Genomic DNA, 19991 nt, shown 5'->3' on the forward strand with positions numbered 1-19991 from the left:
CAGGCTCGTCGCTAAGCCCGGGCATCGGGGGCAGACCGGTTGTCATGCCGCGGGGTCCCGGCGGACGAGCACGAGGACGGCGGCGCAGGTGGCCAGGGTGATCGTGGCCACCTGCGCCACGATGCCGGTGCCGAGGTGGGCGGTCCCGGAGGGGTCGAACAGGTGGGTCCAGTCCTGCCAGTAGTGCACGGGCAGGACCGCCTGCAGGGCGGGCAAGGCGTGCGAGCCGTTGAAGAGGCTGGCTGCGATCACGAAGGCGACGACGGCGCCGAGGGCCTCGATGCCGCGGGGCAGGAGAAGTCCCATGGCGAACGCGATCGTTGCGATGCTCAGCATGCACAGCAGGCAGTAGCCGGTCGCCGACAGGACCCGGGTGGCCGTCTCGCCGCCGGTGAGATTCGGAGCGCCGATGATGTGGAACGGGTGCCAGCCGTAGATGGCAACGCCGGCGAGCAGGCCGGCCGTCAGCACACACAGGGTGGCGATCGCGGTCACAACGGCCAGCGCTCCGACCTTGGCCGCCAGCAGGCGTGCTCGGCTCACGGGCGCGACGTACAGGTAGCGCAGGGTTCCCCACTCCCGGTCGGACGAGGCGATCGCGGCGGCCGGCAGAGCCACCATGATCGGCAGGAGCAGCGGTTCGATGAACGCCAAGCTCGCCATGGCATGGTTGAGCGCTGAGTAGGGGGAGGCGCCGAACAGGCCGGTCTGACGGCCGTTGCGATGCCCCGCCTCGGATGCGTACGAAAAGCCGGACAGCACGGGGACGGCGGCCAGACAGGCGAGCACGACGAGCGTACGGATCCGCAGTAGCTGGGTGGTCAGTTCAACGCGCAGCATGCTCGCCGGCTCCTTCGGTCATGGTCAGGAACGCCTCTTCCAGGGACTTGCTCTCCTGCTGCACGGACGTGACGCCGATGCCTTCCGTGACCAGCGCGCGTACCAGGTCGCGGGAGAGCACACCCGGGGCGTTGACGACGATCTCGTCCCGCTGCGTCGTGGCCGACGCGACGCCGGGCAGTGCGCGCAGCACGGCGGCCCCCTTCTCGGTGTCGTCCACCTGGAGGCGGTAGGTGCCGGCGGCGCCGAGCAGTTCGTCCATCGGTCCCGCGGCGATCAGCCGGCCGTGGTTCATCACGACGACGTGGGTCGCCAGTTGCTGCACCTCGGCGAGCTGATGGCTGGAGACGAGCACGGCGGCCCCTCGTCGGGCCAGCTCCCCCAGGTACTCGCGCAGGGCCCGGACCTCGCCGGGGTCCAGTCCGTTGGCCGGCTCGTCCAGGATCAGCACGTCCGGCTGCCGCATCAGGGCCTGGGCCAGCATCAGCCGCTGCTTCATCCCCATCGAATAGCCCTTGACCTTGCGGTCGAGCGCATCGCCGAGCCCGGCGAGGTCCAGGGCGTCGTCCAGAGCGGGGGGCGGCCATGCCCGTCGTGTCGCCGACCACAGGAGCCGCAGGTTGGCCCGGCCGGTGAGGTGCGGCACGAACGCCGGGCCGTCGATGAGCACGCCGACGCGACGCAGCACGTCCGCGCCCAGGCCGACCGGCTCGCCCAGGATGCCCGCGCTGCCGGTGTCCGGGGACGACAGGCCGACCAGCATCCGCATCGTGGAGGTCTTGCCCGCCCCGTTCGGGCCGAGCAGCGCGCAGATCTGGCCGGCTCCCACGGTGAAGCTGAGCCCGCCGACGGCCTGCCTACGCCCGTACCGTTTGGACAGCTCGCGGGCGCAGATCGCAGGTGTTGTCTGTGCCTGCGGTGTGGACGGTTCCATCGTCACGCCTTTCACCGGTGCTTGTCCGGTCGTCGGAGGTGGGTGGCGGCCGCGCCGAAGCGGCGGCGCGAGCCGGAGGAGTCGTACGGGAGGCAGGCGAGCAGGAGCGCGGCCGTGACCAGAGAGGTGGCCAGACCCGCGCCGAGTGTGAGGGCGGCCAAAGCCGGTACGGACGTCAGCGATCCCGTCCCGAACACCGGCCACAGGGCGTCGCGGAACGCCGTCGCCGCGCTGATCGCGACGCATCCGGCGACGACCGATACCTCGGCGATACGGCGGGGCCGGGTACGCGCCGGCCGGGCGATGAATCCCGCGACCGCGTTGCTGATCACGCAGAAGGCGAGGTGGGACGTCGCCACGACGATCAGAAACCAGGCGATGAGCAGCGGGTCCGTCCAGCGTTCGCCGACGGCCTGTGCGCCGGTGATGGCCGCCGCGGCCAGCGTGCTCAGCGCGACGAACACCGTCATCGCCCGGCGGCGCACCCGGTCCGCGGCGTCCGGACCGACCCAGCGCCGCAGTGCGGGAATCCGCCCACAGACGAAGACGGCGTCGCCGAGCCAGTCATGCCGCCATGGGCCGGCCGAGCCGTGCCCTCGGTGCCCTAGGACGAGCAACACCGCAACCGCCACGGTGAGTACGGAGTTGACGACGAGCCCGCTGATCAGCACCGATGCCCATGTTCCCGAGGATGAGGCAGGTGTCCTGGCGCTGACCGCGACCCACTCGAATACGACCGTGACCCCGATCAGCGTGACCATCGCCCCCGCCGCACGCAGCGTCTGCCGCACCCGGTCGGCACCCCCGGGCGCCCGCCACACGAGCAGCCGTAGTGCGATCACCAGGGCGAGCATCGGCACCGCGAACTGAGCCAGGGACTCCACCACGTCGTACGGGTCGTCCTGCCACGGGCTGGCGGCCCTGACCGTCTTGTCCTGGGTCTCCAGCACCGTCAACGCCTCGAACACACCGGCCGCGCCGAGGCTCGCCCACACCACGGCCGAGGAAGCCCGGCCGTTCTCCCTCACGTGTTCCATGGACCGCCATAGTACGCGTCTCGTACTACGTGACAAGTAGTATCGCGGCTCGTAGTATGTGGATCGGAGGGAAGGAGGCTCATGCACAGCAACGACGCCCAGATGCTCGTGCTCACCGTCCTCGCGGACAGGCCGCTGCACGGATACGCCATCAACACCGCGATCGAAGAACTCACCGGCCGCAGACTCGGCCCCGGCAGCCTCTACGGCGCGCTGTCCCGCCTGGAGGGGCGCGGGCTGATCCAGCCCGCGGACGAGGCGGCCGAAACCCAGGAACGCCACCGCACCATGCGGATCACCGACGCCGGCCGCGACCAACTGCGCGCCGAACTCCAGCAGATGGCCCGGATCTCCGCCGCCGGCCTGCGCGCGCTCGGGGTCAACCCGGCATGAACGCGGCCACGCTCCTGACCCGGCTCTACCCGCCGGCCGTGCGCGAGCGATGGGGCGAGGACATCCGTCACGAGGTGTCCGCCTCAGGAATCCGGTCCTGGCCCGACACCCTCGCGGGGGCCGCGCGCCTCTGGCTGCACCCCGGCGACTGGCCCGAGACGTTCACCGGGCAGACCCGCCGTGTGGTGACCGTCGCCCTCTTCGCGCTCACCGCGGCCACCGGACTGCTGCTGCGCTCGGCCGAACCCTCCACCACCCTCACGGCCGACGTCCACCACCCCGCCACCAGCCTCTGGCTCGCCCCGCTCCTGCTCGGCATCGGCCTCGCCGCACCGCTTCCCCCACTGAGCGGCGCAGCGCTCCGCGGCCTGACCGCCGCGGCGGTCCGCACCCTGGCCGCTCCGACCGCCGCGGTCGTCGCCCTGTGCCTGACGGCATGGAGCGGCACGGCCGAACACCTCACCGGCTTCGCCGACACAGCCGCGGTCACCTCCTACTGGCTCACGCTCGGATTCGTCGCACTCCGCCTGTGCGTCCTCGTCGCCCGCATCGCCCGAACCGCCGCCCTGCCGACCACGCGCCGGCTGTCCACGGCCCTGCTGCACATCGGGACCGCACTGACCCTCGCCGCGGGCCAGAACCTCCTCGCCATGGTCCGGACCGCTCCTCATCCAGGGTCCCTGGCCGAGAGCACGGCACTGGGGCTCCTGGCCGCCACGGCCATCAGCACCGGCCACGACCTACGGCAGAAGAGGGCGTAGGCCCCAGCCGTGGAGTGCGATCAGCGCTCCGCGACCGCCGAGCGCCGGTACGGCTCAACCGTTCCCGATCCCTGACCCAGGAGTTGCCGATGACCGTCGTGTCCCCGAAGGTCGTTGTCGTCGTGCCGACCTACAACGAGCGGGACAACCTGCCCGTCCTGGCCGGCCTGCTCGCGGACCTGCCCGTGCCGAACCTGCACCTGCTCGTGGTCGACGACAACTCACCCGACGGCACCGGCGCGGTCGCCGACAAACTCGCCGCCGAGTCACCGGACGCCGTCGGCGTGCTGCACCGCACCGCCAAAGACGGGCTCGGCCGCGCCTACCTCGCCGGGATGACCCGTGCACTGGACGAGGGGGCCGACGTCGTGGTCCAGATGGACGCCGACCTCTCGCATCCGGCCTCGGCGATCCCGGCCATGGTCGACACCCTGCTGACGAGGGACGCCGCCGTGGTACTCGGGTCCCGCTACGTGGCGGGCGGCTCGACCGCCACCGACTGGCCCTGGCACCGCAAGGCCCTGTCCGCCTGGGCCAACCTCTACGTCAACGCGATCCTGCGACTGCATGTGAAGGACGCCACCGCCGGATTCAAGGCATGGCGGGCCGGGACGCTGCGAGCGATCGACCTGCCGTCGATCCGCAGCAACGGCTACTCCTTCCAGGTCGAGATGAACTTCCGCACCGTCAGACAGGGGCTGACCATCCTCGAAGTGCCCATCCGCTTCGAAGAACGCGTGCAAGGGACATCGAAGATGAGCCTGGGCGTGCAGCTCGAATCCGCACTCACTCCGTGGAAGCTCCGTTTCGGCGGCATCTCGAACTGAGCATGGGGGAGACCCCGGTGTCAGGCCTTGTCGCTCAGGCGGATTCCCGCGGCGGCGGTGTCGAAGACCGGGCGGTACGTGTGCCATTGCGTGTCCGGCGCGGAGAGGTAGACCGTGTACTGGGTGCCGTCGGCGCCGGCGAAAGCCAACTCCGCCGCCCGGTACTTGCGTGCCCTGCCGTCGAAGGTGAACTCCCAGTACCCGGCAGGTCGCCCCCGGAAGGTCGTCGCGTCCATCCGCACCCGTTCGTAGCCGGGATTGTCGCGACGGGTCTGGGCCTCTTCGTCGTCACGCCAGTGCCGCAGCGGATCGGTGCCCGCGAACCGGACGACGTTGACTCTGAGGCCCACCAGGCCGGACGGGTCTATGTAGGCGACTTCACCGCCCGGCATCGCCTTGCTCTTCCAGCCGTCGCGCACGGGCACGGAGAAGCCGTAGCCGCTGTCCTCCTTGGCGAGGTGGTATCCGGCGGGCAGCGGGGGCAGGGTGGGGCCGGTACTCGGGGCGGGGGTGGAGGCACCGGCCCCGGGGGTGTGGGTGCCCGCGCCCTTGAGCCACCACAGTGCGCCGCCCGCCACGCAGGCGGCCAGTGCCACCGCCACGAGCGACCGCAGCACCGCGCGGCGGCGCCTGCCGTCGCCCTTCCGTCCGGCAGGCACGAGGTCGCCGGAGTGGTCCGACCGCGTGGGCTGATCGACGGGAGCGGTTCGGGTGCCGGTGACATCGGCCAGGCGGCGTTCGACCTCGTGTACGTCCATGCGCTGGTCCGGCTCCTTGACGAGCAGGCCCTCGATCACCGGGGCCAGGTCCCCGGCGCTGCGCAGGGGCTCGTACGGTTCGGTTGCGATGGCGTACGCGATCTCGATCGGCGTGTCGCGGCAGAACGGGTGCCGTCCCTCGACCGCCTGGTACAGCGTTGCCCCCAGGGCCCACAGATCACCGGCGGGCCCGGGCCCGGCGTTGCCGCTTCTGAGGCGTTCGGGCGCCAGATAGCGGATGGAGCCGATCAGCTCACCGGACTTGGTCAGTGACGACGTTCCCGACTCCATCGCGATCCCGAAGTCGGTGAGGACGATCCGTCCGTCCTTGCCGAGCAGGACGTTGGCGGGTTTGACGTCCCGGTGCAGGACCCCGGCGTCGTGGGCGGCGCGCAGGGCGGCGGCCATGGCACGGCCGATCCGGGCGGCTTCCTCGGGCGGCAGCGCACCGTCACGCTTCAGGACGTCACTCAGGGTGAGTGAGGGGATGTACTCCATGACGATGCACGGCAGACCCTCGTCATCGACGACGTCGTGCACCACGATCACGTTGGGGTGGGTGATCCGGGCGGCGCTGCGGGCTTCCCGCCGGCTGCGCTCGTGGAGCTTGTGGACCTCGTCGTCGTGCAGGTGCGGCGGGATGCGCAGCTTCTTCACGGCCACGTGGCGACCGAGCAGCTTGTCCTCCGCACGCCACACGGTGCCCATGCCTCCGCTGCCCACCCGCTCCACCAGCAGGTACCGGCCGGCGACGAGCCGCCCAAGATCGGACACCGCGTCGTCTCCTTCTGTACTTCCCATTCGCGAATGGACAGGCCGGCAAGGATGGCACGATAACTCATATGACTCATTGACCACGGCCGACGCGGGGCGCGCGGGCGGGGCTCCGGTGGGCAGGGCCGCTGAGGCCCGCGGCCCGCACAGGTCGCCACGTCGGGCCGTCGCCGGATCGGCCCTGGTTCCGCTTGACCGCCTTCCCGTTGGGTCCCGGCTCCACTGGGTCTATCGTCTGAGTTCCGGGGTCGGTACGAGGAGGACGGCCGGTGATGCCGCAGGACGAGGCCGTGGTCGGGTGTACGGGCAAGGTGCTCATCGGGACGCGGGGAGCCGCGGGGCCCGGTGAGGTCCTGGTGCGGGTCAGAGGCGGGTCCGAGACCTTCCTGGCCTGGTCCGAGGATCCCCTGCCCGCGGGCGCTACGGTCCTCGTGATCGAATCACGGGGATGCCGCGAAGTCGGCGTCATCGAGTGGGTGGATCCATTGGACGCGCTCGGCGCAGACGCCGCCGGCGCAGGCTGAGGAGTTGAGCATGTTCGGATACCGCGTTCCCGCTCCCGACGAGGCGATGTTGATCTCGGGGGGCCGGCGGGGACTGGGGGGCGCGCCGTTCCGAGTGGTGACGGGGCACGGCAAGTTCGTGCTCCCGGTCTTTCGCAAGGTCCGCTTCCTCACCCTGTCGATGTGTGAGGCCGAGGTCACCGAGACCTGCGTGACCAAGCAGGGCATCTCCCTGCACGTCCGCGCGGTCATCGCCTTCAAGGTCGGCAACGACCACGAGAGCATCATCAACGCCGGTCAGCGCTTCCTCTCCGACCAGGAGCAGATGTCGGTGCTCACCGGCCGGATCTTCGCCGGCCACCTGCGGGCCATCATCGGCTCGATGACGGTGGAGGAGATCGTCACCGAGCGGCAGAAGCTCGCCGCCGAGGTGCTGGACACCTCGAAGACGGAGATGGCGAAGATCGGCCTGATCGTCGACTCGCTGCAGATCCAGTCGATCGACGACGGCGACACCGGCTACATCGACGCCATGTCCGCCCCGCACAAGGCGGCCATCCAGCGGCAGGCCCAGATCGCCCAGGCCCAGGCCACCCAGGCGGCGGTCGAGGCGGAGCAGGCGGCGGCACGCAAGCAGGCCGAGTACGCCCGGCAGACCGCCGTCGTCAAGGCCGAGTACTCGGCCGAGGTGGACCGCGCCCAGGCGCAGGCCGCGCAGGCCGGTCCGCTGGCGCAGGCCCACGCCCAGCAGGAGGTGCTGGCCGCCCAGACGGAGCTGGCCGAGCGGCAGGCCAGGCTGCGTCAGCAGCAACTGGTGGCCGAGGTCGTGAAGCCCGCCGAGGCCGAGGCCGAGCGGGTCCGGATCCTCGCCGCCGCCGAGGCCCAGCGGATGAAGATCCAGGCGGAGGCGGCGGCCTCCTACGACCGGGTCGCGCTCGACCGGATGCTGATCGACCAGCTCCCGCAGATCGTGAAGGAGGCCGCCGGCGGCCTGTCCGGCGCCAACGTCAACGTCCTGAACGGCGCGGACGGCCTCGGCGAGATCGCCGCCGGCCTCGTCTCCCAGGGCCTCACGATCCTCGACTCCGTCCGGCAGAACCTGGGCGGCCAGGACAAGGACGGCCAGGGCAACCAGGGCAACAAGGGTGACGTCAACGGTCTGCTCCAGCTGCGCTCGGGCCAGTCGGGCAAGGAGCGGAGGCCGGACGACGGGCCGGTGGACGTCGACTAGGCGCTCCGCGGGTTCAGCGGAGGGCGCCTCGGAAGGCCCCTTCGGGGCGCTGGTTCCCTTCGGGGCGCTGGTGTACGACCGTGATGTGCCGGTCCCGCCCCGGACACTCCAGCTCGTCCAGCACGGCTACGGCCAAGTCCTCGGCGCTGATCCAGGACCGGCCGGCGGCATCCGTCAGCAAGGTGTCGGTGCCGCGCCGGTAGCGGCCGGTGCGGTCGCCGGGTTCCAGTACGGCGGGCGGGCTCAGGTAGACCCAGTCGGCGTCGGTGCGGGCCTGGCAGGCGCGCAGCTGGGCGACGCCCGCGAGCGCCACGGCGCGGTACTCGTCGGGCACATGGACGGGGTTCTCGGCGACCGGCAGCTCCCGGTCGCCGGGACTGCGCAGGGCACCCGCGCCGCCGACCACGAGGACGCGGATGCCGAGCCGTGCGGCGGCGTCCAGCACCGTGCGGGTGGCGCCGACCAGGAACTCCTGGTCGGCGGGGAAGGTCCGTACGGTCAGGACGACGGCGTCCGCGGCCGAGCCGGACAGGGTCTCCCGTACGGCGGCCGGGTCGGCGGCGTCGAGCGCGACCGGCGTCACCCCCGGGTTCTCACTCGCCGGCGGCTTCCGGGACAGGGCCAGCACCCGGTGCCCCCGCGCGCTCGCCTCGCCGACCACCCGGCCGCCGACCATCCCGGTGGCCCCGAGCACGGCGATCGTCATGCGCTGCGTCATCGAACGTCTCCTCCTTCGTCAAGGTCTTCTTCTTCCGTGCCGTGGGACCGAGTTGCGCGGCCACCAGCGCGGTCAGGGCCAGGGCGAAGCCCAGGGTCTGCGGCAGGCTCAGCGACTCGCCCAGTGCGATGCCGATGACGGTCGCGACCAGCGGGGACAGCAGCACCAGGGGTGCGGACGCGGCGACCGGCAGCCTGCCGATCCCGCGGAACCACAGCGTGTACGCGATCAGCCCGGCCATGCTGCCGAGCCACAGATAGCCGCAGGCGGCGCCCGCGCCGATCCGCGGCGGCACGCCCTCGGCCGCCGCCGTCAGCGGCAGCAACAGCAGCCCGCCGGCGGTCAGTTGCCAGCCGGTCAGGGCCAGCGGGCCGACGCCCGCGGGACGGCCCCAGCGCTTGGTGAGGACGACCCCGGCGGCCATCGTGGCCGCATGACCGAGGCCGGCGAGCACGCCGACGGTGTCCAGCCGGGCCCGCGGTCCGAGGACGACCAGGCCGACCCCGAGCACGCCGAGCGCGCCCCACGTCAGCCGCCAGAGCGTGGGCCGGTCGTGCAGCACCAGCAAGCCCAGCCCGGCGGCCAGCAGCGGCTGGGCGGCGCCGAGGGTGGCGGCGACGCCGCCGGGCAGCCGCTGCGCGGCCACGAACAGCAGGGGCATGGCGCCGATGTTGAGGACGCCGAGGACCGCGGCCTTCCACCACCACTCCCCGCGCGGCAGCACCCGGGTGACCGCCAGTGCGAGCAACCCGGCGGGCAGGGCGCGCATCAGGCCCGCGAACATCGGGTGTCCGGGCGGGAGCAGCCGTGTGGTGACCACGTAGGTGGTCCCCCAGGAGGCCGGAGCGAGCGCGGTCAGCAGGACGGTCGCAGCCCGTGCCTTGGAGCGATTCATGCGGGAAGTCTCGGCCGGGCGAAGTCATGATGCCAAAGCATGGTTGTCATCGCAGCGATGAACGAGAACGATGGATCCGTGGACCTTCAGCAGCTGCGCTACGTCGTCGCCGTCGCCGACACCCTGAACTTCACCCGTGCCGCGGAGCGCTGTCAGGTGGTGCAGTCCGCGCTGAGTCACCGGATCGCCGCGCTGGAGCGGGAGTTGGGGGTGCGGCTGTTCGCCCGGTCCAGCCGCCGGGTCGAACTGACCGGTGCCGGTGCGGCGTTCCTCGCCGGGGCGCGGGAGTGCCTCGCCGCGGCCGACCGTGCGGTGGCCGACGCCGCCGCCGCGACCGGTGTCGTACGCGGGCGGCTCGCCGTCGGCGTGATCGTGACGACGGCCGCCGTCGACGTGCCCGAACTGCTGCAGCGCTACCGCGCCCGGCACCCGGAGGTCCGGGTGCTCCTGCGGTCCGGGCGCAGTGACGAGCTGGCGGCGGCGATCCGTGCAGGGGAGCTGGACATCGCCTTCCTCGGGCTGCCGGAGGGTGAGCGGCCGGCCGGTCTGGAGACGGTCGTACTCGATCACGACGAGCATGTGCTGGTGGTGCCGGCCGGGCACCGGCTGGCGGGCGCCTGTCGGGTCACGCTGGCGGAGATCGCCGGGGAGACGTTCGTGGACTTCGTGGCGGGTACGCCCGCCCGCGCCCAGTCCGACCGGGCGTTCGCCGCCGCGGGTCTGGCGCGGGAGGTCGCGTACGAGGCCGGTGTGGTGGAGCTGATCACCCGGCTGATCACGCGTGGGCTGGGCATCGCGCTGCTGCCGTCGGCGTTCATCCGGCCGCTCGCCGCCGGCGACCCCGGGCTGGCCCTGGTCCCGGTGGTGGACGGGCCGCGCCGTCTGGAGTATCTGGCGTGGAGCCGGTTCAACCCGAGCCCGGCCACCCGGGCGATGCTCGACGTCCTCGGGGTCAGACAGCCCTCGGCGCGGTCCTGACGCCGGCGGTACCGGCCGGCAGGCGCAGGGCCGCGTCGGACGGGGAGCCGGGTGCGGCCGTAGCGGCGACTCGGTCCAGCCGGAGCGGCGAATCCGGGCAGCCTCCGGCACGACCCGGCCCGGCCGGCCTCCCAAGGGGCCCTCAGTCCAGCTGGAGTCGGTCCGCCAGGCCCGCCTCCTTGAATGCCGTCACGACGTCCTCGCGGGTCTCGGTGAAGTGGGCCCAGCTGTCGCAGTGGGCCGGGATCACCCGGCGGGCGGCGAGGAGGCGGGCGGCGGTGGCCGTGCCCTCGCCGTCGAGGACGAGGAGGGCGTCGTCGAGGACGGGCATCCGGGGCGCGCCGGCGAAGAGGACGGCGGTGTCGACGGGGGCGTACCGGTCGGCGATCTCCTGGACCAGTTCCAGGGAGGCGTTGTCGCCGCTGACGTACACGCTGGGCAGGTCGGCGGAGGTCAGCAGGAAGCCGGTGACCTCGCCGACGAGCGACTCGGAGCCCTTGGGGCCGTGCAGGGCCGGGGCCGCGGTGACGGTGACCGTGCCGCCGTCGGGGCGGGGCAGGTCGAGGGACTGCCAGGGGGTGAGGGGCTCGGTGGTGCCGCCGAGCCGGTCGGCCGCCGCGGGGGTGGTCAAGGTGCGCGGGGTCGCCGCGAGCAGGGCCCGGCCGGAGTGGTCGAGGTTGTCGGCGTGCTGGTCGTGCGAGAGCAGGACGACGTCCACCGGGCCGAGTTCGGCGGCGCTCGTGCGGGGCGGGGCGGTCTTGGTCAGGGTGCGGCCGCTGGGCGAGGGATAGTCGCCGGGGTCGTCGAAGGTGGGGTCGGTGAGGAAGCGGAGCCCGCCGTACTCGATGAGGACGGTGGGGCCGCCCAGGACGCGGACCGGTATGCGCTCTTCGGACTCGACGGCATGGGCGGGCGTTGCGGACATACGGGCTCACCTCACGGATAGAAGGAGTTCATCCGTGAGAGACACTAGGCCTTTCTCACGGATGCACGCAAGGCGTACCATGAGACTCGTGACAGAGAGCGTGCGTGTGACCGGCCGAGGCGCCCCGTATCCCCCGGCTCCCGGCGCGGAGCAGTACCCCGCCCTGGACCTCGCCAACAGCGCTGTCGCCCTGCCCGGCGGACAGCACATCGACCTGCTCGGCACGCCCGCCGCGGCCCAGGACTGGCTCGTGCAGCACGGTCTCGCCCCCGCCGACGCCGACCTGCGCGAAACCTGCGCGAGGCGGCTGCGCTCCCTGCGCGAACAGATCCGCGCGCTGCTCGCCGCCCGGGTCGGGGCCCTGCCCGTCCCCGCCGACGCCCTGGCCGCGGTGAACGACGCGCTCACCCGCGCCCCCGCCGCCTCACTGCTGCACTGGTCCCCCGACCGCGGCCTGTACCGGGCGGCGGCCCACCCGACCACCCAGATCGTCGAGCACGCCCTGGCCGCCCTCGCCGCCGACGCGGCCGGCCTGCTCACCGGCCCCGACGCCGACCGCCTCACCGCATGCGGCTCCGCCCCCTGCAACCGGTACCTGCTCCGCCACGGCCGCCGCCACTGGTGCTCCACCCGCTGCGGCGACCGCGCCCGAGCGGCCCGCGCCTACGCCCGCCGCACGGGACGGACAGAGGACGACTGAGCGCCCGGGGGCCCGTGTGGCAGTCATGGTGCCGCCCACCGCGCGCTCGTATGGCGAGAGCCTGGGCGATCACCGGGCCGTTCGCCGGGCCGGCGTCGAGGACCGGCCGGCCTGCGCGGACGCTAGCAGTACGGCGGCTGGCTGGTGAGCGAGGCCGCCACCCGCATCCACACCCCGAACTGCCGGTACAGGTCCGGGAGTCGGCCGGTGGCGCGGGTCGTGCGGCTGTCGTCGGCCGTCACGCCCGGAATGCCGAGGAGGGTGGCGGCGACGGAGGCGGACTGCCAGCGGACGGTCAGCGTGGCCTCGGCCCCGGAGGCCGAGGGGCGGGGCGGGGCCGGGTCCAGGGCCGCCGCGACGGCCTCCTCGATGGCCTTCCACGCCTCCTCCTGCGGCCGCAGCTCGGCCGCGAACCGGTCATGGGCGTACTTCACCGGCACCGTGGCGACAGACGCGTCCCATGCCGTCATCTCCGCGCACGCCACGTCGTCACCCGTGAGGGCCACGACGGGCACCCCCAGGGCCGCCGCCGTGGCATGGGCGAGGCCGATCTCCCCGACCGGCCGACCGTCCAGCCACATGTCCTCGATCTCATGCCCCATGAAGCTGTGGCTGAGCACGCCCGGCGCACCGGCCCGGGAGTGATAGCCGACACACAGTGCGGCGTCGTACTCCCCGGTCAGACCCTCCAGCATGCCCATCTGCTTGGGCTTGCCACGCACCAGGCGGGCCGCGGGATGCAGCGCCTCGGGCAGCAGATTGCGCATCGGTCCGTGCGCGTCGTTGACGAGGATGTCGGCGGCGCCGGCCGCCAGCGCGCCCCGTACGGCGGCATTGACATCCTCGGCCATCATGGAGCGGCCGCGCTCGTAGTCCCGGCCGCCCGGCTGGACGTCCTCGGCGTCGACGAGCCCGGTGACGCCTTCCATGTCCACGCTGATGTAGATACGCACGGCGTAGACCCTAGCCGACCCTACGTATTGTAGGTTCCCAACCGCCAGCGGCCGCTGGGCCGTACATCGTCTGTTCACCGGGGGACCCATGCAGCACACGGAAACGGAGCCCGGCGGGGAGGCCTGTGCGCGCAGTCTGGCGCCGACGCTGGCCCTGCTGGTCGTCAGCCTCCTCATCGCCGCCGTCGGCGTGTACGAGCTGTGCGGCTTCGGTCTGCACAGCCTCGACCGGCGCCCGCACCTGTTCAGCGACGGTCTCGCGACCGGCGGGGTGATCGTCGCGGCGGTCGCGGCCGGCGCGGCGGTGGGCAACCTGGCCTGGCACCTGGTCGCGGCGCGGCGGGAAAAGGGCGGGTAAGGGCGGGCAAGGCCAGGTAAGAGGCGCGGCACAGGAGGCATCGCTCAGGAGCGTATGCCGGTACGCTCCATTTCCGACGGCTGCCCAGCCGCACTACCCTACAAGCTGTAGGGTCAGGATGTCTCGTCCGGGATCACTCCGTTCGGGGCTGCCCCGTCCCCCCTCTCCCAAGGTGACCAGTCACCATGCCCGCACAGCAGTCGACCGTGACCACCCCGCAGGTCCCCGCCCAGCGCGGTCCGCGCCGCGCACTACAGCTGCCGCTGCCCGGCCCCCGCCTGCGCGCGCGGGCGGCCTCGGCCACCGTGTGGTACCTCCGGCTGATCGCCATCTTCAACATCATCGCGGTGATATCGCTGCCCTTCCGCAAAGAAGTGCAGGAACACAACGACGGCAAGCTCTTCACCGCCCGCCATGTGCACGCGCACGTCCACCACGCCGGCCAGTTCTTCACCCCGTACCTGGCCACCGCGGGCCTGGTCTCGGCCGCCGCGGCGATCTTCCTGGCGCTGGTGATGCGGCGCGGGAAGCGGGCCGCCTGGGTGGTCAACCTGCTGCTCGCCGGCCCGCTCTTCGTCCTCTACGTCCTCGCCCTGACCCAGCACCCGTACCGCGACCACGTCTTCAACTGGGTCTCCACCGCCCTCACCGGCCTCTTCGTGGCCGCGCTGCTGATCGGCCGCCGTGAGTTCAACGCCATCGGCGACCCCTCCAACCCGAAGCTCGCGCTGGCCGTCGGCGCCGGCGGCGTCCTGCTCACCGGCGGTCTCGGCACGCTGCTCGTGCACGCCACCAACAAGCTGCCCCACGCGCCCCTGCTCGAAGAGCTCGCCTACAGCCTGCTGCGCGGCATCAGCGTCGGCCCGCTCGCCGACCGGGTCGACTCCGTGCACGCGCCCCGCTGGGTCGACATCATCATCAACGTCCTGCTCGCCGGCGCCTTCTGCCTGGTCCTGTACGCCTGCTTCCGCTCCCCGCGCGGCCGTCGCCTGCTCACCGCGGACGACGAGGAGAAGCTGCGCTCCCTGCTCGACAAGCACGGCGCCCGGGACTCCCTCGGCTACTTCGCGCTGCGCCGCGACAAGGCCGCCATCTTCTCCCCCACCGGCAAGGCGGCCGTCACCTACCGCGTCATCGGCGCCGTCTCCCTCGCCTCCGGCGACCCGATCGGCGACCCCGAGGCCTGGCCCGGCGCCATCGACGCCTGGCTCACCGAGGCCCGCCGGCACGCCTGGACCCCGGCCGTCATGGGCGCGAGCGAGGAGGCGGGCACGATCTACGCCCGCCACGGCCTGGACGCCCTGGAACTGGGCGACGAGGCGATCGTCGACATCGCCGACTTCACCCTCGAGGGCCGCGCCATGCGTGTGGTCCGCCAGGCCCACAACCGGGTCAAGCGGGCCGGCTACACCGTCCGCATCCGCCGCCACGAGGACATCCCCGCCGACGAGATGGCCCTGCTGATCGACCGCGCCGACCACTGGCGCGACGGCGCCACCGAACGCGGCTTCTCCATGGCCCTCGGCCGCCTCGGCGACCCGGCGGACGGCCGCTGCGTGATGCTGGAATGCCGCGACGGAGACGACGAACCGCGCGCCCTGCTCAGCTTCGTCCCCTGGGGCGAGCACGGCCTGTCGCTGGACCTGATGCGCCGCGACCGGGACTGCGAGAACGGCCTGATGGAGTACATGGTCGTGGAACTCCTGCTGCATGCCAAGGAGATGGGCATCCAGCGGGTCTCGCTGAACTTCGCGATGTTCCGCTCGGTCTTCGAACGCGGCGCCCGCCTCGGCGCCGGCCCCGTCCTGCGCCTGTGGCGCTCCACCCTCACCTTCTTCTCCCGCTGGTGGCAGATCGAGTCCCTCTACCGCGCCAACGCCAAGTATCGGCCGGTGTGGGAGCCGCGGTTCCTGCTGTTCGCCAAGAGCAGCGACATTCCGCGGATCGGGCTGGCGTCCGCCCGGGCGGAGGGGTTCCTCACGTTGCCCGGGATGGGCGGGCGCTCGGAGTCGTAGCGGCTGTCCCGCGCGGGTCGTCCTCGGGTTCGTCGTCCTCGGGTGCCATGACGAGCCCGGGGACGTGGGGGAGGGCGGCGCGGACAGCTTGGACCACGCTCTCCAGATCCACGCCCAGGCGGGTCAGGCGGGGAAGGAGTTCCGGCAGGGGGAGGCCGGCGTCGCGGGTGATCTGCAGGAAATTCTCGATGGGGTTGTGCAGGGCGAGAGGCAGTTCCCGGCCATGCGAGCCGAAGCCGTCCGTGCACAGGCTCAGGTCGGTCTCATCCAGGCCGTCCAGTTCCTGCACGTCCACCTCGAATCCGAACTCCGTCAGACGGCGGGTGACCTCCTCTCGCTCCATCAGTAGCCTGCGCGGCGCGTTGACTAGGTGGAACATCGGCACCGGCCCGCCCCAGCCGGAAGAGCCGCCCGCAAGGAAATCGACCAGGTCCTTGTCGTGCCTGCTCGGCTTCGCCGGCGCCGTGGCATGGGAGGTGCGCACCCCGTAGCGGTGCAGACAGTCGATGACGGACTGGGGTGACCGCCGAAGCTCATCCGCTGCCCGCAGGATCGTCGGCATGGTCACGGTGTCGGCCGTCAGGTCGCCCGCCCTCCACGCCATCCAGCCGAAGATCTTGGAGATCATCCGTGTGTCCTCTGGCTCCCTGCGCTCAGGGAGCGTGACATGCCGCGGCAGCAGACCGTAGGCACGCATGCGTTCGGCCGCTTCCCGCAGCGGCAGCCCGCTCTCCACGGCTTGCTCGACCAGCCCCTTCAGGGAGACCTCGCAGGATGCACCGGAAACGGTGGAAACATCCAGGAGTACCGGGTCCGTGTCCGCGACCCGCTCGGGCAGGCTGCGAGTGGTGAATCCCAGCGCGCCCAGCCGATGTGCGATGTCGGAAAGCGCGGATCCCGAACGGACTGCCGCCTGGGCCAGAAGGGCGGGAGGCACAGGAGAACGCACATCGAGCCGCCGCAGCGCCAGATCCGACCACCCCCAGGTGTCGCTCAACCGCAGCAGCTCCCGCACCGACCGCTCGTCCAATGACCCCAGGTCGGGGTGCAAGCCGTAGTCCGCAAGCCGCCCGACGACTTCGTCCAGGGAGCGGTCCAGCACACGCACGGCCCGCACCACCTGGCCCGCGAGGACCGGCCTGGACCGGTCGAGCCAGGGGGCCGATCCGCCCAGTTCGGAGCTGAGCAGACGCAGCACCCATTCGGCGGGCGTCTCGGTGCGCATGTTCTCCTCGGGCACACGGAAGCCCAAGGTCCGCAGCCGGTCGAGCGTTTCGTCGATGCCGATGTTCAGCACCAGGTGGGCCTTGACGAGATGTCCCGGTGGCACCGGGTTCGCAACGGGGAGCCAGCGGTCGGGGGAGAAGTAATCGCCGACTCCCTGAAGTTGCCGGTCCAGCAACGCGACCGTCGTGGCGTCGACGGGCACCTCGGCGCACGGCCGCTCGGGCACCGGCAAGTCGAGGCATTCCATCCGGGCCAGGACTTCGCCGTACGACATCCCGCAGGTCATGGCCGCCGAGACGACATCCCCCGGATTCACAGGCCGGTCGTCCCGCGCCGACCTGATCCAGTCCCGCCTGCCCACAAGTCCGGAGGCCCTCGTGCGCATCCACACGTCCGACGGCAGCGCCGGCAGCACGGCCCGGACCCGGGACAACTCCGGTACGACGACGGCCAATGCGTTCAGCTCGGCGTTGGGCCGGTGCGCGAGCACCCGCCACAGCAACGAGGCGTCGTCGGGCTCCGGTTTTCCGACCCGGCCCGGTGGGTCCCACTCCTCGTCCACGTCGGCCAAGTGGACCTGGAACACGTCGTCGGAAAAGAACCCCACCGTCCGCACCGGCGCGGCATGCCCGTGCACGTCGAGAACGACACCCGCCTCGCCCGCCGCCTCGGTCACGATGTCCGCAAGCCTGGGACTGTCCCGGGCCACCTCCGCCAGCCACTCCCCCGTCAGCAAGGGCGGATCCGCGGCGAACAGCCCCGGCAGCGCCGCCCTGATCAACCCCTCGACCGCCACGTCGACATCCGGATCCAGGATCTCCGCCCGGTCCACGGACAGGTCCCTGGGCCTGCTCTTCCCCGTCAGGTTCACCACGGCGCCGCGCAGCCGGCCGCCCTCCTCCGGCCCGGCCAGCACCCCGCGCCGTACCCGGGGCTCGATGAAGATGCCGTCGGCGAGGATGCCGCCCCCGTGCTCGCACCAGACCACCTGGCCGTCGACGCGGCGACCGTCCTCGGGCCAGGAGACCGTGCGCCCATGGGCGACGAAGCCGTTCGCCGGGCCTCCCACCACCTCCCTGGGCTGGAGCGCCCCCGGTGCCCACTTGGCCTCTTGGGTCGTGCCGTGGAAGGCCTCCGTGCGGAACTCCGCGATGCCCAGCAGGCGGCGCAGCTCCCTGACGCACGAGGGCGCCATGTCCTCGTCGCGCAGATAGAGCCGGACCGTGGTGCCGACCGGCCCCCACTCGCCGGTGCGCGACACCCGGAAGTAGTGGCCGGGGCCCGTGATCAGCACCGTCAGCTGCTCCGGCCGGCCCGTGCCCGTGTGCTCGGGGCAGGTGGTGACCCGGATCTCGTCGGCGAGCATGAAGTAGCTGAGCACGCCGATGCCGAACCTGCTGTTGGGATGGACGGTGACCTCGCCGTCCCGCGCCTGCCACGGCATCTCCCGGAAGCGCGAGTGGTCGCTGAAGCGGACCCCGGCCCGGGAGAACACCTCGGCCAGCACGGTCTCGTCCATCCCGATGCCGTTGTCCTCGCATTCGAGGAAGTACCGCCGCTCGTCGGGGTCGTACCCCTGCCGGAAGGTGATCTTCCCCTGGTAGGTGTCCTGTCCCCGCGCGGCCCAGGAGGCCCGCAGGTACCGGCACGCGTCCAGGGCGTTCTGGTACAGCTCCCGGATGGCGAGGCTGCGGTCGCGGTACAGGTTCTCGCCCATGAGGAGTTCCTGGATCCGCTCCTCGTCCAGCCGGAACCGGATCACTTCTCCGGCCTGCCGGGGCTCGCCCCACTCGTCCACCTCGCGGACCCCGTCGGCGTGCGCGTACACCGGCAGACAGCCGATCTCCTCGGTGGGCCGGGTGCGGCGCGCCTCGCGCAGCAACGCGTCCACGTACTGGGCGTGTTCGGTGAGCGCGGCCACGGCGGCCGGATGGTCGCACTCGGCGTCGAGGGCCAGGGCGTCGCCGAGCGGGCTCCACTGGGCGTCGTCCAGCCTCCTGAGCAGCTGCTCCGGATCGACGGGGTCGGGAATCCCCACATGCTTGACGACGGTCGACGGCAGGTCCGTCACCTCGATCGCCATGGCGTGGGCGATCGCGAACAGGGGACCCACGAGACGCTCGCGCACCGTCTGCGCGTCGCATCCGTCGAAGTCCACGGGGAACGGGTCCTGGGACGGTCCGTCCGGTTTCCCGCCGAACAGCTTGCGCGGTCCCAGATGTGCGCAGGACAGCAGCCGGCCGAGCAGCCCGGGATCCAGTACGGCCCCCATGTCGTCCGCGACCGCGCCCATGGCGTCCAGCACGTCGTCCAGCCGCCCCGCCTGCGACTTCGCCCACTGGTGGAACAGCCACCAGCCGACCTCCTGGCGGCCGTCGCTGCGGTCCGGCAGCGTCTCGCCGCGCATCGCCTGGCGGATGAGCCGCTTGTGGTCGCGCAGCACACGGTTGTAGCCCTGCCGGTCCGCACCGCCCGGCGTGCGGTCGTCCAGGTTCGTCGGGTCCACGTGCCGGAGCACGGTGAGCGTCCACGCGCTGTGCACGTCGTAGAGGAACGGCAGGAGCACCAGCAGGGCGGCCTCGGCGGGTGCCAGTGTCCGCTCGCCGAGGCGGGCCTTGATGTCCGCCAGGCGCAGGTTGGTCCAGCGGGCCGTACGGCGGGCGAGACCGGGGTCGTACCAGGGGTCCTGGTCGAGCACCTCCCGTTCCGCCTCGTGCAGTTCCGCGAGCCGGTTCACCGCCTCCAGGGTCAGTGTTCTGAGCGGTTCGACCTGGTCGGCGACGGCGGGGGCGACGAGGTGCCAGGCCTTGGATCCCTCCGCCGCGCTCAGCCAGTCCTGCTGCACGCCGCTTTCGCAGACGGCCGACGAATGCGCCGGGCGGCGGCCCTGGCGGCGTCGGCGTGCCTCGTCCCGCAGGCGGTCCCAGGCGTCGGGCCGGGGGGACGGCAGCGGCTCGCGGCTCCTCGTGCGCGCCAAGGACTCCAGCGTCTCCAGGAACACCCGCACTCTGCGCCCCCGCCGGGGTACGACCCGGCAGGCGAGCCAGTCGTCGATCCGCTGTCGCGGAACGCCCACCCTGTCGCTCAGCGCCTCGGCAGAGGGCTCCCCGGCCGCCTCGTACAGCCGCCGCAGTTGCTCCTCGTACTGCAGTGCCCCCGCCATC

At 72.1% G+C, this 19991-nt stretch carries 18 protein-coding genes; 9 read left to right on the forward strand and 9 right to left on the reverse strand.

Features of this window, described 5'->3' with window-relative positions; genetic code table 11:
• Positions 1-42: 42 nt before the first annotated feature.
• The 3 genes from BFF78_RS18520 to BFF78_RS46245 are packed head-to-tail and all read right to left on the reverse strand — an operon-like array spanning position 43 to position 2811.
• Entirely contained in the window at positions 43-840 is a 798-nt protein-coding gene (locus BFF78_RS18520) for an ABC transporter permease (RefSeq protein ID WP_069779382.1), read from the reverse strand.
• Entirely contained in the window at positions 827-1774 is a 948-nt protein-coding gene (locus tag BFF78_RS18525) for an ABC transporter ATP-binding protein (RefSeq protein WP_069779383.1), read from the reverse strand. The genes BFF78_RS18520 and BFF78_RS18525 overlap by 14 nt, the downstream gene beginning before the upstream one ends.
• 11 nt (positions 1775-1785) lie before the next feature.
• On the reverse strand, positions 1786-2811 hold the full coding sequence (locus BFF78_RS46245) for a hypothetical protein (protein WP_159033023.1): 1026 nt from the start codon (positions 2809-2811) through the stop codon (positions 1786-1788).
• A gap of 81 nt (positions 2812-2892) precedes the next feature.
• Here BFF78_RS46245 and BFF78_RS18535 point away from each other — a divergent pair, with 81 nt between their 5' ends.
• The 3 genes from BFF78_RS18535 to BFF78_RS18545 all read left to right on the forward strand — a co-directional run bounded on the left by BFF78_RS18535 (position 2893) and on the right by BFF78_RS18545 (position 4792).
• Positions 2893-3204 (forward strand): helix-turn-helix transcriptional regulator, encoded by a 312-nt coding sequence (locus BFF78_RS18535; protein WP_069779385.1) that lies wholly within the window; start codon positions 2893-2895, stop codon positions 3202-3204.
• On the forward strand, positions 3201-3965 hold the full coding sequence (locus tag BFF78_RS18540) for a hypothetical protein (protein WP_069779386.1): 765 nt from the start codon (positions 3201-3203) through the stop codon (positions 3963-3965). The genes BFF78_RS18535 and BFF78_RS18540 overlap by 4 nt, the downstream gene beginning before the upstream one ends.
• An 89-nt stretch (positions 3966-4054) precedes the next feature.
• Positions 4055-4792 carry a polyprenol monophosphomannose synthase gene (locus BFF78_RS18545; protein WP_069779387.1) on the forward strand — a complete coding sequence of 246 codons (738 nt, stop codon included), beginning with the start codon at positions 4055-4057 and terminating at the stop codon, positions 4790-4792.
• Positions 4793-4812: 20 nt separating this feature from the next.
• Here BFF78_RS18545 and BFF78_RS18550 read toward each other — a convergent pair whose 3' ends face one another.
• Positions 4813-6324, reverse strand: a complete 1512-nt coding sequence (locus tag BFF78_RS18550) for a serine/threonine-protein kinase (RefSeq protein WP_193433486.1) — start codon at positions 6322-6324, stop codon at positions 4813-4815.
• A 272-nt stretch (positions 6325-6596) separates the two neighbouring features.
• Between BFF78_RS18550 and BFF78_RS18555 the strand changes: the two genes are divergently transcribed.
• Positions 6597-6848, forward strand: coding sequence for a hypothetical protein (locus tag BFF78_RS18555; protein ID WP_069783656.1), 252 nt, complete (start codon positions 6597-6599; stop codon positions 6846-6848).
• A gap of 10 nt (positions 6849-6858) precedes the next feature.
• Entirely contained in the window at positions 6859-8058 is a 1200-nt protein-coding gene (locus tag BFF78_RS18560; RefSeq protein ID WP_069779389.1) for an SPFH domain-containing protein, read from the forward strand.
• A 13-nt stretch (positions 8059-8071) separates the two neighbouring features.
• Here BFF78_RS18560 and BFF78_RS18565 read toward each other — a convergent pair whose 3' ends face one another.
• Complete coding sequence (locus BFF78_RS18565; protein WP_069779390.1) at positions 8072-8764, reverse strand: NAD(P)-dependent oxidoreductase; 693 nt, start codon at positions 8762-8764, stop codon at positions 8072-8074.
• Entirely contained in the window at positions 8652-9671 is a 1020-nt protein-coding gene (locus BFF78_RS18570; RefSeq protein ID WP_079161375.1) for an EamA family transporter, read from the reverse strand. Before BFF78_RS18570 ends, BFF78_RS18565 begins: the two co-directional genes overlap by 113 nt.
• A 78-nt stretch (positions 9672-9749) precedes the next feature.
• On the opposite strand from BFF78_RS18570, the gene BFF78_RS18575 reads away from it, so the two are divergent.
• Positions 9750-10649, forward strand: coding sequence for a LysR family transcriptional regulator (locus BFF78_RS18575; protein WP_069783657.1), 900 nt, complete (start codon positions 9750-9752; stop codon positions 10647-10649).
• Between the two features lie 142 nt (positions 10650-10791).
• On the opposite strand, the gene BFF78_RS18580 is transcribed toward BFF78_RS18575, so the two are convergent.
• Positions 10792-11574, reverse strand: coding sequence for an MBL fold metallo-hydrolase (locus BFF78_RS18580; RefSeq protein WP_069779391.1), 783 nt, complete (start codon positions 11572-11574; stop codon positions 10792-10794).
• Between the two features lie 79 nt (positions 11575-11653).
• Here BFF78_RS18580 and BFF78_RS18585 point away from each other — a divergent pair, with 79 nt between their 5' ends.
• The gene (locus tag BFF78_RS18585; protein ID WP_069779392.1) at positions 11654-12274 is read left to right on the forward strand and encodes a CGNR zinc finger domain-containing protein; all 621 of its coding nucleotides are present in this window, start codon (positions 11654-11656) and stop codon (positions 12272-12274) included.
• 122 nt (positions 12275-12396) lie between these two features.
• Here BFF78_RS18585 and BFF78_RS18590 read toward each other — a convergent pair whose 3' ends face one another.
• Entirely contained in the window at positions 12397-13227 is an 831-nt protein-coding gene (locus tag BFF78_RS18590; protein WP_069779393.1) for a M55 family metallopeptidase, read from the reverse strand.
• Between the two features lie 88 nt (positions 13228-13315).
• Here BFF78_RS18590 and BFF78_RS18595 point away from each other — a divergent pair, with 88 nt between their 5' ends.
• Both BFF78_RS18595 and BFF78_RS18600 read left to right on the forward strand, forming a co-directional pair.
• A complete protein-coding gene (locus tag BFF78_RS18595; protein ID WP_069779394.1) occupies positions 13316-13585 on the forward strand; it encodes a hypothetical protein in 270 nt (89 codons plus the stop codon).
• A 185-nt stretch (positions 13586-13770) separates the two neighbouring features.
• A complete protein-coding gene (locus BFF78_RS18600; protein ID WP_079161376.1) occupies positions 13771-15600 on the forward strand; it encodes a phosphatidylglycerol lysyltransferase domain-containing protein in 1830 nt (609 codons plus the stop codon).
• Here BFF78_RS18600 and BFF78_RS18605 read toward each other — a convergent pair.
• Positions 15563-19990: a wHTH domain-containing protein gene (locus tag BFF78_RS18605; RefSeq protein ID WP_069779395.1), complete on the reverse strand. Its 4428-nt coding sequence runs from the start codon at positions 19988-19990 to the stop codon at positions 15563-15565. The genes BFF78_RS18600 and BFF78_RS18605 overlap by 38 nt on opposite strands.
• Position 19991: the final 1 nt, after the last annotated feature.

Origin of the sequence: Streptomyces fodineus (assembly GCF_001735805.1) — a bacterium.
GTDB lineage: Bacteria > Actinomycetota > Actinomycetes > Streptomycetales > Streptomycetaceae > Streptomyces > Streptomyces fodineus.